General features: G+C 60.5%; 9 protein-coding genes. 7 read left to right on the forward strand and 2 right to left on the reverse strand.

Annotation, left to right across the window (positions count from 1 at the left end; all coding sequences use genetic code 11):
• Positions 1-43: 43 nt before the first annotated feature.
• Both BMY44_RS16420 and pbpC read left to right on the forward strand, forming a co-directional pair.
• Positions 44-5,392, forward strand: coding sequence for an alpha-2-macroglobulin family protein (locus tag BMY44_RS16420; RefSeq protein WP_089996971.1), 5,349 nt, complete (start codon positions 44-46; stop codon positions 5,390-5,392).
• A complete protein-coding gene (pbpC, locus tag BMY44_RS16425) occupies positions 5,389-7,413 on the forward strand; it encodes a penicillin-binding protein 1C (protein ID WP_089996972.1) in 2,025 nt (674 codons plus the stop codon). Before BMY44_RS16420 ends, pbpC begins: the two co-directional genes overlap by 4 nt.
• A 1-nt stretch (position 7,414) precedes the next feature.
• On the opposite strand, the gene BMY44_RS16430 is transcribed toward pbpC, so the two are convergent.
• A complete protein-coding gene (locus BMY44_RS16430; RefSeq protein ID WP_089996973.1) occupies positions 7,415-8,590 on the reverse strand; it encodes an acetyl-CoA C-acyltransferase family protein in 1,176 nt (391 codons plus the stop codon).
• A gap of 139 nt (positions 8,591-8,729) precedes the next feature.
• Between BMY44_RS16430 and BMY44_RS16435 the strand changes: the two genes are divergently transcribed.
• Genes BMY44_RS16435 through selD form a run of 5 tightly spaced genes read left to right on the forward strand, consistent with a single transcriptional unit; the run spans position 8,730 to position 15,558 of the window.
• Positions 8,730-9,386 carry an ABC transporter ATP-binding protein gene (locus BMY44_RS16435; RefSeq protein ID WP_089996974.1) on the forward strand — a complete coding sequence of 219 codons (657 nt, stop codon included), beginning with the start codon at positions 8,730-8,732 and terminating at the stop codon, positions 9,384-9,386.
• Complete coding sequence (locus BMY44_RS16440) at positions 9,383-11,770, forward strand: ABC transporter permease (RefSeq protein ID WP_089996975.1); 2,388 nt, start codon at positions 9,383-9,385, stop codon at positions 11,768-11,770. Before BMY44_RS16435 ends, BMY44_RS16440 begins: the two co-directional genes overlap by 4 nt.
• A complete protein-coding gene (locus tag BMY44_RS16445; protein ID WP_089996976.1) occupies positions 11,760-12,824 on the forward strand; it encodes a lipocalin-like domain-containing protein in 1,065 nt (354 codons plus the stop codon). The genes BMY44_RS16440 and BMY44_RS16445 overlap by 11 nt, the downstream gene beginning before the upstream one ends.
• Positions 12,817-13,371: a PNPOx family protein gene (locus BMY44_RS16450; protein ID WP_089996977.1), complete on the forward strand. Its 555-nt coding sequence runs from the start codon at positions 12,817-12,819 to the stop codon at positions 13,369-13,371. The genes BMY44_RS16445 and BMY44_RS16450 overlap by 8 nt, the downstream gene beginning before the upstream one ends.
• Positions 13,372-13,395: 24 nt before the next feature.
• Entirely contained in the window at positions 13,396-15,558 is a 2,163-nt protein-coding gene (selD, locus tag BMY44_RS16455) for a selenide, water dikinase SelD (protein ID WP_089996978.1), read from the forward strand.
• Here the strand turns inward: selD and mnmH are convergent.
• Positions 15,545-16,597, reverse strand: a complete 1,053-nt coding sequence (mnmH, locus tag BMY44_RS16460) for a tRNA 2-selenouridine(34) synthase MnmH (RefSeq protein ID WP_089996979.1) — start codon at positions 16,595-16,597, stop codon at positions 15,545-15,547. The two genes, selD and mnmH, sit on opposite strands and share 14 nt — an antisense overlap.
• Positions 16,598-16,693: the final 96 nt, after the last annotated feature.

Here is a 16,693-nt window from a genome sequence, read left to right on the forward strand (position 1 = left end):
GCCGTGGCACGCTCAAGATGCATTTCAGCATCGGAGTTTTCGCATGGCTTTTCGCACAATTGGCCTTTTGGCGCTTGGTCTTTCATTTCTAGCAGGGGCCGTCAGCGCGGATGGGCCGGTGCCGGAAAAGCGGACGCTCTACGAACGTAACCTCGACTTTGTCGGCAGCGACATTTCCAGCATTTTCGACACGACATTGCAGGCTTGCGAGGCAGCATGTCTGAACGACGCATCCTGCCAGGCATTTACCTTCAACACGCGGTCCAATTCCTGTTTTCCGAAAAGCAGCGTCACTGATGTATCGGTTTATGAAGGTGCTGTTTCGGGCCGCATCTACAAGACCGACCTAGCCGTTCTGGCGAATTTGGATGCGCGGGTCAGCGAACTGGCATTTCTGCAGCCTGGCGACTTCGAACGCGCCCAGGCACAGGTCGCACGTGTGACATCCGGCTTCCGCGATGTGCCACTTGCGGTGCGGCAGGCGCAGATTGTTCTGGCCGAAACCGATGCGTCGGCCGACTGGGCAAGTTTTTCGCGTCTTGCGCGCAATCCGAATAACAGGATCAGCGGTCAGGCGCTGGCGGCCTCTGTGAACGCATATCTTCGCGCATTGACAGACGACGACCGTCGTCAGGCCCTGATCGAAATCGCCTACAATCTTGAACGCAGTGATCGCGGGCGTACCATGATCCCGGCCCTGCGGGCCGCACAGGAAATCCGATTTGAACGCAACACCGAGGTCGACCTTGAAGATGCCATCGGCAAGTATGGTTTCCGCGTCTCGAATACGCAGGTCGATGCCGACAGCGCGTCCCCGCGCATCTGTGCCGAATTCAACGAAGAACTGATCCAGGCGGGGTTCGACTATACGCCATTTGTGCAACTGCCAGACCCTGCGATGGTCGTGTCAGTCAGCGATGGCCAGCTTTGTCTTGAAGGCGTCGAACACGGCAACCGCTACCGTATCGTGCTGCGTGAAGGATTGCCGTCGGTGAACGGCGAAACGCTGTCACGCCAAACGGAGCTTACACTCTACGTCCGTGACCGCAGTGCCGCTGTGCGCTTTCCAAGCCGGGCTTACGTGCTGCCCCGCGTCGGTGACATTGCTATCCCGGTCGAGACTGTGAACCTGTCCGAAATCGACGTTTCCCTCCGCCGCATCGATGATCGCAACATCATACGGACGATGCAGGACGGCTATCTGAACCGCCCGCTCTACGAATATTCGCAAGACCGCATCTCGAACGAAATCGGTGCCGACGTCTGGGAAGGAACAGCGCAGGTCGTTCAGGATCTGAACCGCGATGTAACAACGCGTATTCCCATGGCCGACGTGCTGCGCGGCGAACCGGCCGGGCTCTATGTTCTTTCTGCCGAAATTCCGGGTGCTGACCCTTATGACAATCCGCCTGCTACACAGTGGTTCGTTCTCTCCGACCTTGGCGTCGCCACCTACCTTGGCACCGATGGCCTGACGGCAGTCGTGCGCGGGCTCGGTGATGGTCAAGCCAAGCAAGGGGTAGAAGTCGAACTGCTCTCGCGCGCCAATGCCGTGCTTGGCACAGCAATGACAAACGCCGAAGGCGTCGCGTATTTCGAAGCAGGGCTGACACGTGGTCTGGGTGGCAACGCACCGGCGCTGGTGAATGTGCGCCAAGGCGAAGACTTTGCGTTCCTGTCGCTGACAGACCCCGCATTTGATCTGTCCGATCGTGGTGTCGAAGGGCGCGAACCGTCCCCGCCGATCGACGTCTTTCTAGCCACCGATCGCGGGGCCTACCGCGCCGGTGAAACGATCCATGTAACCGCCCTGATGCGGGATCCGACCACGCAGGCAGTGCCCGGCGTGCCGCTGACAGCAATCCTGACACGTCCTGATGGCGTCGAATATGCCCGCACCACATCCACGGCAGACATGTCAGGCGGTCACGTCTTCGCGATGCCTGTTGCCGGCACGGCTCCGCGCGGCACTTGGCGCATCGCTGTACTGGCCGATGTAGAAGGCGAAACGCTCGCCAGCACAGAGGTGCTGGTCGAAGACTTCTTGCCGGAACGCATTGATTTTGAAATGACACTGCCCGAGGACATCCGCGTCGGTGACACGCCCGACTTGCGCATTGATGCAAAATATCTCTTCGGACCGCCTGCCGGGGATTTGGGTATCGAAGGCGAAGTGCTTTTGCGCGCTGCTCCCAGCCTCGAAGGCTTTGAAGGCTATGAATTTGGCCGATACGACGTACCCGTCGATGGCAGTGTCCGTTATCTCGACGGCGGGACAACTGCGGCGGATGGATCGGCGATCCTTTCGGTGAACATGCCCGAAACGACTGCTGCCCAACCCTTGGAGATGCGTGTAACGGCACGGGTGACCGAAGGGTCGGGCCGCCCTATCGAACGGCAGGAAACCGTACCGGTCATGCCGAACCAGACGATGATCGGGATCAAACCACTGTTCGACGGGACTTTGCCGGAAAACGACGAAGCTCGCTTTCATGTGCTTGCACTGACGCCCGATCTTGAACTGGTGCCGCTTGAAATTCAATGGACCGTGAACAAGGTGCGCACCCGCTATCAATGGTATTCATACGGTGGCGACTGGAACTGGGAGCCGACAACAGAACGCACACAGGTTGCGACCGGTCGGGCAACGCTTGGCGACGCGCCACTCGAGATTGGTGCAGTGGTTGACTGGGGCCGCCACGAGATCATGATCGAAACGCTTGATGCAGACTATCGCGTCGCCGCGACAGATTTCTACGCCGGTTGGTACGCGCCAGCCAGCGCGGGTGACACGCCGGACGTGCTGCAGGCGTCACTCGACGCTGAAAGCTATGCCATCGGGGATACAGCCCGGTTCCGGATCGTACCGCGCTATGCCGGAACGGCTGTGGTCAGCGTCATGGGGGATGGGCTGATCTCGATGCAGACTGCTGAGGTCGTTGAAGGCGAAAATATCATTGATCTGACCGTGACCGAAGAATGGGGGGCAGGGGCTTATGTCACGGCATCAGTCATCCGCCCGATGGATGTGGACGCCGGGCGCAATCCTGCGCGCGCGCTGGGCCTTGGCTATGCGCAGGTTGATCCGGGGAACAAGGCGCTGGACGTCAGCGTGTTGGCACCGGACATCATGGAACCGCGCGGGGACATGAACGTATCGTTAATCGTGGACGGCATCACCGAAGGTGAAAGTGCCTATGTGACGCTTGCCGCGGTCGATCTTGGCATCCTGAATATCACCGGCTTCAACTCGCCTGATCCCAAGGACCATTACTTCGGTCAACGCAAACTTGGCGTGGAGATGCGTGACGTCTATGGCAGGCTGATCGACGGGCTGAACGGAACGCTGGGCACTGTGCGCTCCGGCGGAGATGCGCAGGCCCAGATGGGAACGCAAAGCCCGCCCCCGACAGAGGAACTGGTCACCTTCTTTCAGGGTCCGGTGGAGGTTGGTGCAGACGGGCGGGTTGATCTCAGCTTTGAAATGCCAGCTTTCAACGGAACAATCCGATTGATGGCAGTCGCATGGTCCCAAACGGGCGTCGGCAACGCCGAACACGATGTCATCGTGCGCGATCCGGTAGTGGTCACAGCCAGCGTGCCGCGCTTCATGGCCCCCGGTGATCAAAGCCGGATGCTGATTGAAATCGTGCACACCGACGGGCCTGCAGGCGAAATGGGGCTGAACGTGTCAGCCAGCGGTCTGGGCCTTGCATCGCAACTGCCCGCGACCTTCACGCTCGCACCGGAAGGCAAGCAGGTCTTCGATGTGGCTTTTGCTGCCTTCGATCCGGGGGTGCACGAAATCTCGGTATCCGTGACGACGCCGGACGGCCGCGTTTTGGATAAGACACTGATTGTGCCTGTCGTGTTCAACGATCCAGAAGTCAGCCAGATCAGCCGCTTCAGCCTTGATCCGGGTCAGACGTTCACTTTCGATGACAATGCGTTTGCTGGGATGCAGGCGGGGACAGGTTCGGCGACACTGGCCGTCGGACCTTTGGCTCGGCTAGACGCGCCCGGTCTGCTGAACGCACTGGACCGTTATCCCTACGGCTGCACCGAACAGATCACGTCCCGCGCGATGCCGTTGCTCTACCTCGATAACGTCGCAAACATGATGGGCCTTTCGTCGCGCAATAACGTGGATGAACGGATCGGGACAGCGATCAGCGAAGTGCTGTCAAACCAATCCGCGAACGGCGCTTTCGGTCTATGGAGCCCGTCTTCGGGTGATCTCTGGCTTGATGCCTACGTCACGGACTTCCTGTCCCGCGCGCGTCAGAATGGCCACGCTGTCCCGGATATAGCCTTCCGCAATGCGGTCGATAACCTGCGCAATGCCGTGAACTACTATCCCGACTTCGACCGAGGCGGTGGTGATCTGGCCTATGCGTTGATGGTGCTTGCGCGCGAAAGTGCTGCAAATACAGGCGATCTGCGCTATTACGCCGACCAGAAGTCAGAGTCATTCAGCACGCCGGTCGCGCTCGCCCAATTGGGTGCTGCACTGGCGTTCTACGGTGACCAGCCCCGCGCAGATGCACTGTTCAACCGGGCCGCAAACCGCATCGTCGAACGTTACAACACAGTAGAAAGGGCGACCTGGCGCATCGATTATGGCAGCAACCGCCGCGATACGGCAGCCGTGCTGACATTGGCGGTCGAGGCCGGAAGCAACGCAGTTGACCGCGAACAGATGGTGACCCGTCTGCGCAGTCACGGCAATCGCGTCTCCACGCAGGAAGCAACTTGGACACTTCTGGCCGTTAACGCCCTGACACGGGATGCCAGCGCATCCGGCATCATGGTGGATGGGCAAGCGCCCGATGGTCCGATCGTGCGCGCGCGCGATGCGGGCGACGGGACACAACCAGTTCTGATCCGCAACGATGGCGCATCAGCGACAGAGGTGACAGTGACGACCTTCGGCGTACCGGACGTGCCGGAACCTGCTGGCGGCAATGGCTACAGGATCGAAAGGGTTTACTACAATCTGGATGGGGAACAGATCGACCTGAACGACATCGGGGTCGGCGACCGGATGGTAACAGTCCTGACAGTCATCCCGTTCGGCGAACAAGAAGCCCGGCTGATGATCAACGATCCGCTTCCTGCCGGGTTCGAAATCGACAACCCGAACCTCTTGCAGGGCGGTGATGTCGGCGGGTTGGACTGGCTTGAATCAGCGCGTCACGAAAATGCGGAATTCAGGTCTGACCGGTTCCTCGCCGCGGTCGACTGGCGCAGCGACGACAGCTTCCAGCTTGGCTATATCGTACGGGCGATTTCGCCCGGCACATTCCACCATCCGGCAGCGTCGGTCGAAGACATGTATCGCCCTGAAATGCGGGCCAATACAGATCCCGGCCGCGTGATCATAAACGAGTGACGCGGCTCGTCTTCACCCTTGCGATCGGCCTTTGGCTAATCGGGATCGGACGGGACAGTTTGGACCGCTGGGTCGACACGACCGTCCTGCCGCCGCTGACAGTCGAAGTCAGCGCAGAGGTGCTTGACCGCAACGGTGATCTCCTGCGTGCCTACACCGTCGCAGATGGTCGCTGGCGGATGACACTCGGGCTTGATGCTGTCGATCCAGACTATCTGGCAATGCTGGTCCGCTATGAAGACAAGCGGTTCTATGACCATAACGGCGTAGATATGATCGCGATGCTGCGCAGTGCGGGTCTTGCGCTGAAACATGGTGAAATCGTATCCGGCGGCTCGACCCTGACGATGCAGGTCGCGCGCTTGCTCGAAGACGGACCGACAGGCCAGTGGCGCGGCAAACTGCGTCAGATCAGAGTCGCCTTGGCGTTGGAACGGCAACTTTCCAAAGACGAAATCCTCACGCTCTATCTGAATCGCGCGCCTTTTGGCGGGAATATCGAAGGGGTGCGCGCGGCATCGTACGCCTATTTCAACCGGCCGCCGCGTCGTCTGACACCGGCGCAATCCGCTTTGCTGGTCGCCCTGCCGCAATCGCCCGAAGTACGCCGGCCCGATCGGAATCCCGCAGCCGCGACAACGGCGCGTAACCGCGTTCTGGCACGCATGCTGGCGGAAGGTGTGATCGATGCGTCTACGCAAGAGGCCGCCAGCCGTCATGCAGTCGCGGCCACCAGACACGCATTTCCCGCGATTGCCCCGCATCTCGCGGATCGGGCCATGGCTGAAGCACCGCATCAAACGCACCATGATCTGACGCTGGATCGCCGGCTTCAACTCGCGCTTGAAATCCTTGCTGCGCAGGCGACATCAGGCCGGTCCGACAGGCTTCAAGTGGCAATTGTCGTAGCCGATCACAAGACCGGCGAGATGCTGGCAAGCGTCGGCTCTGCTGCATATCGCGCCGATGGGCGGGCTGGTTTCATTGATCTGACCCGCGCCGTGCGCTCTCCGGGTTCGACACTCAAACCGGTCGTGTATGGGCTTGGGTTCGAACAGGGCATGATCCACCCCGAAACGTTGATCCTTGACCGCCCGACTGTTTTTGACGGTTACGCCCCGCAGAATTTCGACGGTCTCTATCGCGGAGAACTTCGCGTGCGCACGGCCTTGCAATTGTCGCTGAACATCCCCGTGGTCAGCGTGACCGAGGCACTGGGCCCGCACCACTTGATCGCAGGATTGCGCCGTGCAGGTGCCGACCCGCAGGTGCCGGGCGGTGCGCCCGGACTCGCGGTGGCGCTGGGCGGGGTTGGCCTGACACTGAATGACCTTGTCCAGGTCTACGGCGGCATCGCAAACGAAGGCGTCGCGATGGACCTGCGCTGGCGCGAGAGCCCGACCGCAGGATTTGCCCCGCAACAGATCATGGGCGATGTCGCGGCATGGCAAGTCGCAGATATATTGCGCAATGTCCCCCGACCTGTCGGCGTGCAAGGCAGCGGGATCGCTTTCAAGACAGGCACGTCATATGGGCACCGCGACGCGTGGTCGATCGGATTTGACGGGCAACATGTGATTGGTGTCTGGATGGGGCGGGCTGACGGCACGCCCGTGCCGGGAGCATTCGGCGGCGACCTCGCCGCGCCTGTGATGTTCGCGGCCTTCGCGCGGGTTGCACCCGAAATCACTCCAATCGGCGCGCCGCCCCCGGCGACGCTGCTGTTGCCGACAGCGCAATTGCCACTGCCGCTCCAGCAATTTCGTGGACGTCATGTGATTGAACCCGGCGGCGGACCAGAAATCGCCTTCCCGCCTGACGGGGCGGTGATCGAAGGGGTCGATCTGCTGGCAAAGGTCCGTGACGGCGTCGGCCCGTTCACATGGCTGGCTAACGGGACACCCGTGGCAACAACGCGCCACCGCGAACTGGTGATCCACGATCTGGGTCGCGGCTTTTCTGCCCTGACGGTGATCGACGCCCAAGGGCGGACCGACCGGACGCAGGTACAGCTCCGTTAGGTCACAGCCGCTCGATGGCCAGCGCAATCCCCTGACCGCCACCGATGCACATCGTAATCAGGGCTTTGCGTCCGTTGATGCGCTCCAGCTCATACATCGCCTTGACGGTGATGATTGCGCCAGTGGCACCCACCGGATGCCCCAACGCAATCGCACCGCCGTTCGGATTGACCTTCGCGGGATCGAAATGCAGTTCCTTGCTGACGGCAAGCGCCTGCGCGGCAAAGGCTTCGTTACTTTCAATCACATCAAAATCATCCGCCTTCAGGCCGGTCCGCGCCAGCAGGTTCTGAACGGCAGGCACGGGCCCGATGCCCATGACCTCTGGCCGCACACCGGCATGGGCATAGCCCAGAATACGGAAGGCAGGACTCAATTCGGCTTTCTCGGCGGCGTCCGCGCGTGCGAGCGTAATCGCGGCAGCACCGTCATTCAGGCCAGAGGCATTTCCGGCCGTGACCGTCCCGTCTTTCTCAAACACGGCGCGCAGCTTGGCAAGGCTTTCGCTGGAAGAGGGTTTGGGATGCTCGTCAGTGTCGAACGCGACCATTTCGCGTTTGACCCGCACATCGACTGGCGTGATCTGATCCTTGAAATATCCGCTGGCAATGGCTTTGGCCGCACGGTTCTGGCTTTCCAGCGCAAACGCATCTTGTTCGTCGCGGCTGATTCCGTGTTCGCGGGCGACGTTCTCAGCGGTAACACCCATGTGACCCGTGCCAAACGGGCAGTTCAGCGCCCCAAGCATCATGTCCTGCGTTTTGACGTCACCCATCTTGGCCCCCCAACGCTGATCGCTGATGATGTAGGGTGATCGCGACATGTTCTCCGATCCGCCAGCTAGCCCGAAATCGGCATCCCCCAGCATCAGCGACTGCGCGACAGACACAATGGCCTGCACACCAGATCCGCAAAGGCGGTTCACATTCATTGCCGGTGTGCTTTCGGGAATGCCCGCTTCCATTGCAGCCACGCGGCTGACGTACATATCGCGCGGCTCGGTATTGATGACGTGGCCAAAGGCAACGTGGCCGATCTGTGCGCCTTCCAGCCCTGCACGATCCAGTGCCGCCTTGGCGACGGTCGCCCCGAGTGTGATCGGCGTCGTCCCGGCAAGGGATCCACCAAAAGTGCCAATAGCGGTGCGCGCGCCGGAAAGGATTACGATGTCTGTCATGGATGCCTCCTCTGTTGCGTGGCAGCTTATCGCGCGGCCCACGACGTGTCAGGAAAACGTCAGGTCACGGTCTTTGTCGAACATCTCTGGTTTCCCTTTCGCCCGTACGGTTTAAGTCCAGCAACAGGCGAGGGATCACATGCTGTTGGAAGCGACAAACATTCACAAGACATACCAGACCGCGGACGGCCCGTTCGAGGTCTTGCGCGGGATTGATCTGACACTGGACAGGGGCCAAACGCTCGCGCTGACGGGCGAGTCGGGCAGCGGGAAAAGCACCTTGCTGCATTTGATCGGTGGGCTGGACGTCCCAGACCAAGGCAAAATCATGATCGACGGGCAGGACATCGCCGCGATGGATGACACAGCACGGGCACGCGTGCGGCGTGGCGCGGTGGGGGTCGTCTTCCAGCAATTCAACCTGATCCCCAGCCTGCGTGTTGCCGACAATATCTCGTTTCAGGCAAGGCTCGCAGACCAACACGATCCCGCATGGGTCACAACGCTGGCAGACCGCATGGGGCTGACGGCCCAAATGCGCAAATATCCCGAACAGCTGTCGGGCGGACAGCAGCAGCGTGTTGCCATCGCCCGCACACTTGCGCCAAAGCCCAAGCTGGTGCTGGCGGATGAACCGACGGGCAATCTGGACGAAGCAACAGCCGAAACCGTGCTGGATCTGATGCTGGAGCTTGTCACGGAAACGCGCGCCGGGCTGCTGATGGTCACCCATTCGGACAGGCTTGCCGCGCGCATGGAATCGCGACTGCATCTTGCCGCAGGGCGCGTTGCATGACGCGAACGGCGCTTTCCGCCCTGTTGTCGCATTGGTGGCGCAACCCGCTCCAGCTTTTCACGCTGCTGACCGGACTGGCACTCGCGACTGCACTGTGGTCCGGTGTGCAGGCCGTAAATGCCGAAGCGCGGGCAAGCTATGACGCAGCGGCGGCAACCTTGGGCGAAGGCCAGTTCGACCAATTGCAATCCTCTACAGACCGACCCATCGCGCAGGATACCTATATCGCACTGCGCCGCGCAGGCTGGCTGGTTTCACCGGTGATCGAAGGACGGCTCGCCGGTCAGCGTGTCGTCGGGCTTGACCCCCTGACCGCGCCGGGCGGTCTGGGTCCTGTGCAGGTTGACGGCGATGTCGGGGCGTTTGTAGCGGGGCGAATCCAGATCTTCGGAACAGCCGCAGCGCTTGATGCCATCAGGCCAGAGGTGCAAGCAGACCTCGTGCTCGCACCCGACGTTGCACCCGGAACGGTCATTATGGACATCGGTGGGGCGCAAACACTTTTGAACAGACCGGGGGAACTCGACAGACTGATCGTCGCCCCGGCGCAACCGCTGGGCCGGCCCGCATTGGCCGAAGTCGCACCCGATCTGTCGCGACAGTCGGCGCAAGGGGGGGCGGACATCGGGCGGCTGACGGACAGCTTCCACCTCAACCTCACCGCATTTGGGCTGCTCTCTTTTGCTGTCGGTATTTTCATCGTGAATGGGGCAATCGGTCTGGCATTTGAACAGCGTCGCCCGGTTGTGCGGACATTGCGCGCGCTCGGCCTGCCGTTACCATCGCTAATGGTGCTGATGGCGATAGAACTGGCGATATTCGCAATCGTCGCAGGGATCATTGGCGTCTTTCTGGGGTATGTGATCGCCTCGCTCTTGCTGCCGGATGTCGCTGCAACACTGCGTGGGCTCTACGGAGCAGAGGTTGCAGGCACACTGCAACTACGCCCCAGTTGGTGGCTTTCAGGTCTGGCCATCGCGCTGGGCGGCACGGCTATGGCGTCGGCTGGTGCGTTCTGGAAACTCTCGCGGATGCCCTTGCTTGCAGCGGCACAAAAGCGCGCGCTTGCCATGGCGGCAGGGAAAGGTGCGATCATTCAAGCGGTCGCTGCAACCATCCTGCTGGGCATTGCGCTGGTTCTGGCCTTCACAGCGCAAAGCCTTGCCGCGGGTTTTGCATTTCTCGGAGCGTTGCTGATCGGTGCGGCTCTGGCGCTGCCGTTCCTGCTGGATCGCATTTTGGCAGGGGCGCAGTCTTTTGCACACGCGGTCGTGCCGCAATGGTTCTGGGCGGATACGCGCCAGCAGCTTCCGGGCCTCTCGCTTGCGCTGATGGCCTTGTTGCTGGCAATGGCAGCGAATGTCGGTGTGTCGACGATGGTGTCCAGCTTCAGGCTGACGTTCGTAGGCTTCCTCGATCAACGTCTTTCGTCAGAACTATACCTGACGGCAGATGACGCAGCCCACGCCGAAGAACTCCTCGCCTATGTGACGCCGCGGGTTGACGCAGTCCTGCCGATCCTGTCGCAGAACACCGAAATCGCCGGGTTTCCGACAGAACTGTTTGGCGCACGCGATCATGCGACATATCGCAACAACTGGGCCTTGCTGACGGCAGCATCGAACCCGTGGGACGCGCTGGCCGGGGGCGAGGGGATCCTGATCAACGAACAACTCGCCCGCCGTGCCAATTTGAACGTGGGAGAATCCATTCCCCTCGCAGGGCGCGATTTCGAAATCGTGGGCACTTACGGCGATTATGGCAATCCAATCGGACAGGCCATCATCACGCTCGATGTGTTTCAGACCCTGTTTCCCGATCGCGTCGCGACGAATTTCGGCCTGCGCATGGATCAATCAGAGGTGCCGCAATTGGTTGCGGATATGGAAGCCGATCTTGGATTGCCGCCCGCCAATACAATCAATCAGGCGGGGATAAAGGCGTTCTCGCTCGACGTGTTTGAACGGACCTTCACGGTGACGACCGCGCTTAATATCCTGACACTCGCGGTCGCCGGCTTTGCGATCTTGATGAGCCTGCTGACTCTTGCAACCATGCGCGTGCCGCAACTTGCGCCGGCTTGGGCCGTCGGCATGACACGGCGCAAACTCGGCCAGTTGGAACTTGTGCGGGCCGTTGTCCTTGCCGTCTTGACCGCCGTGCTTGCGTTGCCGCTCGGCCTCGCACTCGCTTGGGCCTTGCTTGCCATTGTGAATGTGGCGGCGTTCGGGTGGCAACTGCCCATGTATCTTTTCCCGATGGACTATCTGCGTTTGGGACTTTTCGCCCTGCTTGCGGCCGCGATTGCCGCGATCTGGCCCGCGTTACGGCTCTCGCGCACACCGCCCGCAGACTTGCTCAAGGTGTTTTCCAATGAACGCTAAACCATTTCTTGCATCGGTCTTTAGTGTGCTTCTGACCTTCTGGATTGCCAGTACTGTTGCGGCACAAGGGTTTGCCGGGCTTGGCACGCAGGCGGACGAAGGGTTCGCTGTGCCAGAACGTGGATACGTGTTCGACTTCCCAACTGATCACGGACCCCACCCGGATTTCCGGATCGAATGGTGGTATCTGACGGCCAATCTCAAAGACGCGAACGGCACCGACTACGGGTTGCAATGGACCCTCTTCCGCTCAGCCCTCGCGCCCGAAGAAGGCGCAGGCTGGAGCGCCCCACAGCTATGGATGGGGCACGCCGCCGTCACCACGCCAGAGCGGCATTTCGTGACCGAAAGACTGGCGCGGGGCGGGATCGGACAGGCGGGTGTCACGGCAGACCCGTTTTCTGCGTGGATCGACGACTGGGAGCTTACCGGCGACTGGGCGGACACACTGTCAATGACGGCAAGCGGCCCAGACTTTGCCTACGACATGATCTTGAAACAAACCGGGCCACAGATCTTCCACGGTGACAGCGGCTATTCTGTCAAATCGGCAGGCGGGCAGGCGTCATATTACTATTCCTATCCCTTTCTCGAAGTGACAGGGACACTGACACTGCCGACGGGGGATGTTCCCGTGACAGGGCAAGCCTGGCTGGATCGCGAATGGTCATCGCAACCGCTGTCTGACGATCAGACAGGCTGGGACTGGTTTTCGCTGTCCTTCGATGACGGAACCAAGATGATGGGGTTCCTGCTGCGCCAGACGGACGGAAACGCTTACACGTCTGCCACGTGGATCACGCCGGATGGCGCGACCATCGCCTATCCCGACGGCGCGTTTCAGGCCGAGGTGCTGGAAACCAGCGACGTTGATGGGCGTACCGTCCCGACGCGGTGGCAGGTGACGCTCGCAGATAAGAACGTCGACGTGACAGTGACCGCGATCAACCCCGATGCGTGGATGGCGACCTCCGTGCCATACTGGGAAGGGCCGATCACCATCGAAGGCAGCCACAACGGCCGCGGATATCTGGAGATGACAGGCTATGAGTGACTGGTTCAAAACGCTTGACGGGATCCATGACCGTATCTGGCAGACGCTTGGGCGCGGTGTTGCAGATCGAAAGCATGTGGCGCGCACGCCGACATTCACCACGGTGCGGGACGGCAAACCCGAAGCCCGCACCATTGTGCTGCGCGCGGCCGATCCGAAAACCCACGCGCTCGATGTTCACACCGATCTTGGAACAGCAAAGGTCGCAAGCTTGCGGCAATCGCCACACGCGACATTCCACATCTGGGACCAGAAACAGCGGCTTCAGATCAGATTGCTGACGACCGTGGACATCCTGACCGGTGACGCCGTGGCAGACATCTGGGCGAACGTCCCCGATCCAGCGCGCGAGGTTTACGGCACACGGCCCTCGCCCGGAACGGTCATCCCGGACGCGCTTGACTATAAAAAGCCTGCAGACTTCGAAAGCTTCGCGGTGCTGCGGTGCGCAATCTCAGAGATCGACGCGCTCCACCTAGGCGACGAATACAGGCGCGCCGCATTCGCACGCTCGCGTGATTGGCAGGGGCAGTGGCTAGCGCCCTGACGTGCCGGTTGCTAGAACGCGGATATGCATTCCAGAATTCCTCTCACCCGTGATCTTGTTCTTGTTGGCGGTGGCCATACCCACGCACTCATTCTGCGCAAATGGGGAATGAACCCGCTGCCGGGGGTACGGCTGACAGTGATCAACCCTGGCGCGACAGCGCCATATTCGGGGATGCTGCCGGGTTTCGTCGCGGGGCACTACACCCGCGCAGAGCTTGATATCGATCTTGTGCAGCTGGCACGATTTGCAGAAGCAAGGATCATCAACGGTGCGGTGAATGGCATCGACCTGAAAGCAAAGACAATCAGTGTGCCAGGGCGACCTCCCATCTCGTATGATGTGGCAGCGATCGACATCGGGATCACATCTGAAATGCCAAAGTTGCCGGGTTTTGCAGAATATGGCGTGCCTGCAAAACCGCTCGGGGTTTTTGCATCGCGCTGGGACAGCTTTCGCAGCACGGCATCCGATCCGCATGTTGCGGTGATCGGCGGCGGGGTTGCCGGTGCGGAACTCGCGATGGCCATGGCCCACGCGCTACGCGCGCGCGGACAAACGCCCGACATCCATCTGCTGGATCGGGGCAAGGTTCTGGCCGTTCTTGGGGACACCGCACGGCAAAAAATGAAAAGCGCTTTGGCCGCCAACGGCGTCACGATCCACGAAGACGCCAGCGCAGTCGCGGTGCATTCGGATGGTGTTGAATGCGAAGGCGGAACAGTGGTCCCGTCCGACTTCACAGTCGGTGCTGCAGGGGCGAAACCGCATGACTGGCAGTCGGATATCGGTCTGCAAATGCACGAGGGCTTCATCTGGACGGACGCACACCTGCAAACCAGTGATCCCGCGATCTTTGCGGTCGGTGATTGTGCGCATTTCAGCGCTGATCCACGGCCCAAGGCGGGGGTCTACGCGGTGCGGCAGGCTCCGGTCCACTTTGATAACTTGCGGGCGGCTTTGTCGGGGGGAACGCTGCGCAGCTACAAGCCGCAAAAGGACTACCTCAAGCTGATTTCCTTGGGCGACAAAAAGGCCCTCGCCGAAAAATTCGGCACGGCGATGGCCGGCGGATTGTTGTGGAAATGGAAAGACCACATCGACCGCAAGTTCATGAACCAGTTTGAAAACCTTCAGATGATGGATCAGCCTGATCTGCCGCTGACCATTGCCGACGGGGTCAGGGACGCGCTGGGCGACAAGCCGATGTGCGGCGGATGCGGGGCAAAGGTCGGGCGGACAGCATTGCGGTCTGCACTCAAATCCTTGCCCGATCACAGTCGTGACGATGTTGTCACCGTTACCGGTGACGACGCCGCCCTCTTGCGTATGGGAAGCATCGGGCAGGTCATCAGTACCGATCATCTGCGCAGTTTCACCAATGATCCAGTGATGATGGCGCGGATCGCGGCAGTTCATGCACTTGGTGATATCTGGGCGATGGGGGCAAAACCGCAAGCCGCGACGGCAACAATCATCCTGCCGCGCACGTCGCCGGAACTACAACAGCGTATGCTGGATGAAATCATGGCGGCCGCAGCAGAAATCATGGGCAAGGCTGGTGCGGCAATTGTTGGCGGGCACACATCGCTGGGCGATGAAATGACCATCGGTTTCACCGTCACTGGCCTTTGCGACAAGCCGATCACCATAGCAGGTGGCAAAGCGGGGAATGCGCTGATCCTCACCAAACCGCTTGGGTCTGGCGTCATCATGGCGGCTGAAATGGCGGGTAAGGCGGCAGGCGCAGATGTGATTGGCGCGCTGGAAACGATGTGCGCCGATCAGGCTAAGGCCTCCGAAATCCTGACAGAGGCCCATGCCATGACGGATGTGACGGGGTTCGGACTTGCGGGCCATCTTGCCGGACTTTGCGAGGCTTCGAATGCCGGTGCGGTGGTCGCTCTAGGTGATGTGCCACTGATGCAGGGTGCGCGCGCTTTGTCAGAAGACGGCATCAAATCCACGCTCTATGGCGACAATCGCAGCGGCGCGGGCAGTATATTCGGGGCCGATGGGCCTGTCGCCGACCTGCTCTTTGATCCGCAAACAGCGGGCGGTTTGTTGGCATCGGTTCCGGCGGAACGATCGCAGCAGATTTTGGCGCGCTTGAAAAAGGCGGGCTATGAGGACGCAGCAATCATCGGACACCTGACCGAACAGACAGGCACAATCAAAGTGCAGTGATTTGCGCAGCGATCAGATCAGCGACACGGTTCAGACCATCCTCGTCCAGCGTATCTGCATGAACCGCTGAAATCACGGAACGCGCATCAATCCGGCGCGATTTGGCATAGGCAGGGTCATAGTGATCGGCCATCAAGGCAGCAGCCAGCCCCGTGTAATCGCCCGCATCCTGAAGTGCCTGCCAGCGGTCGACGACTGCATGACCACGCATATGGCGTAATCCGGCCAAACGGTCCCGCACAGTAAGCGGATCGCGCAAAATATCGTCATAGGCAGTCGCCAGATAGACCGCACGTACCTCTGGACTTGCAGTCAGGTCAATGCGCGACGCGCCCAACATGACAGACCAAAGACTTGGCGGCAGGTTCAGACGGCCGATCTTGCTGCTTTCGGCCTCGACGATTGTGACGCGGTTCGGATCAAGATCATGCAATGCAACCGCAAGGGACGTCTCGAACGCGCGTTGCGACGGCTGGCCACCGGGCAAGGCACCCAGCAGTGATCCGCGATGTCGCGCCAGCCCTTCAAGGTCCAGCGTCTGCACGCCGCGTTCAGCCAAGCGTGGCAAGAGTGCAGTTTTGGCGGTGCCGGTATATCCGTCCAGCAGAATAAAGCGATGCGGCAGCGGTGCGTCGTAAAGGCTGTTTTTCACGATCCTGCGAAACGTCTGATAGCCGCCTGCGACAGTCTGCGCACGCCAACCCACTTCTTTGAGAAGCATCGAAAAGACACCCGACCGTTGCCCGCCGCGCCAGCAATAGACAAGCGGTTGCCAACCGCCATCGTAGTCTTTCAGCGGGCCAGCGATATGCCGCGCCACATTATTCAACACCAGCGACGCACCGATCTTGCGCGCCTTGAAGGGAGAGATCTGCTTATAGATCGTACCGACTTCCGCGCGTTCGTCATTGGACAGAGACGGGAGGTTAATGGCACCGGGTATGTGGTCCTCAGCAAATTCCGTCGGTGAACGAACGTCGATCACGGTGTCAAACCCGTGGTTCAAAATATCGGAAAACGCGGAAAAGGTCAGAGCCATGCTGTCTCTTAGACCCAAGCATCCGGAATGCCCAGACCAGAGGTGGATACGCACCAGTCATCGCAAATAGCGTGATGACCGGCTCGATTTAAATTC

Origin of the sequence: Cognatiyoonia koreensis (genome assembly GCF_900109295.1) — a bacterium.
Taxonomy (GTDB): domain Bacteria; phylum Pseudomonadota; class Alphaproteobacteria; order Rhodobacterales; family Rhodobacteraceae; genus Cognatiyoonia; species Cognatiyoonia koreensis.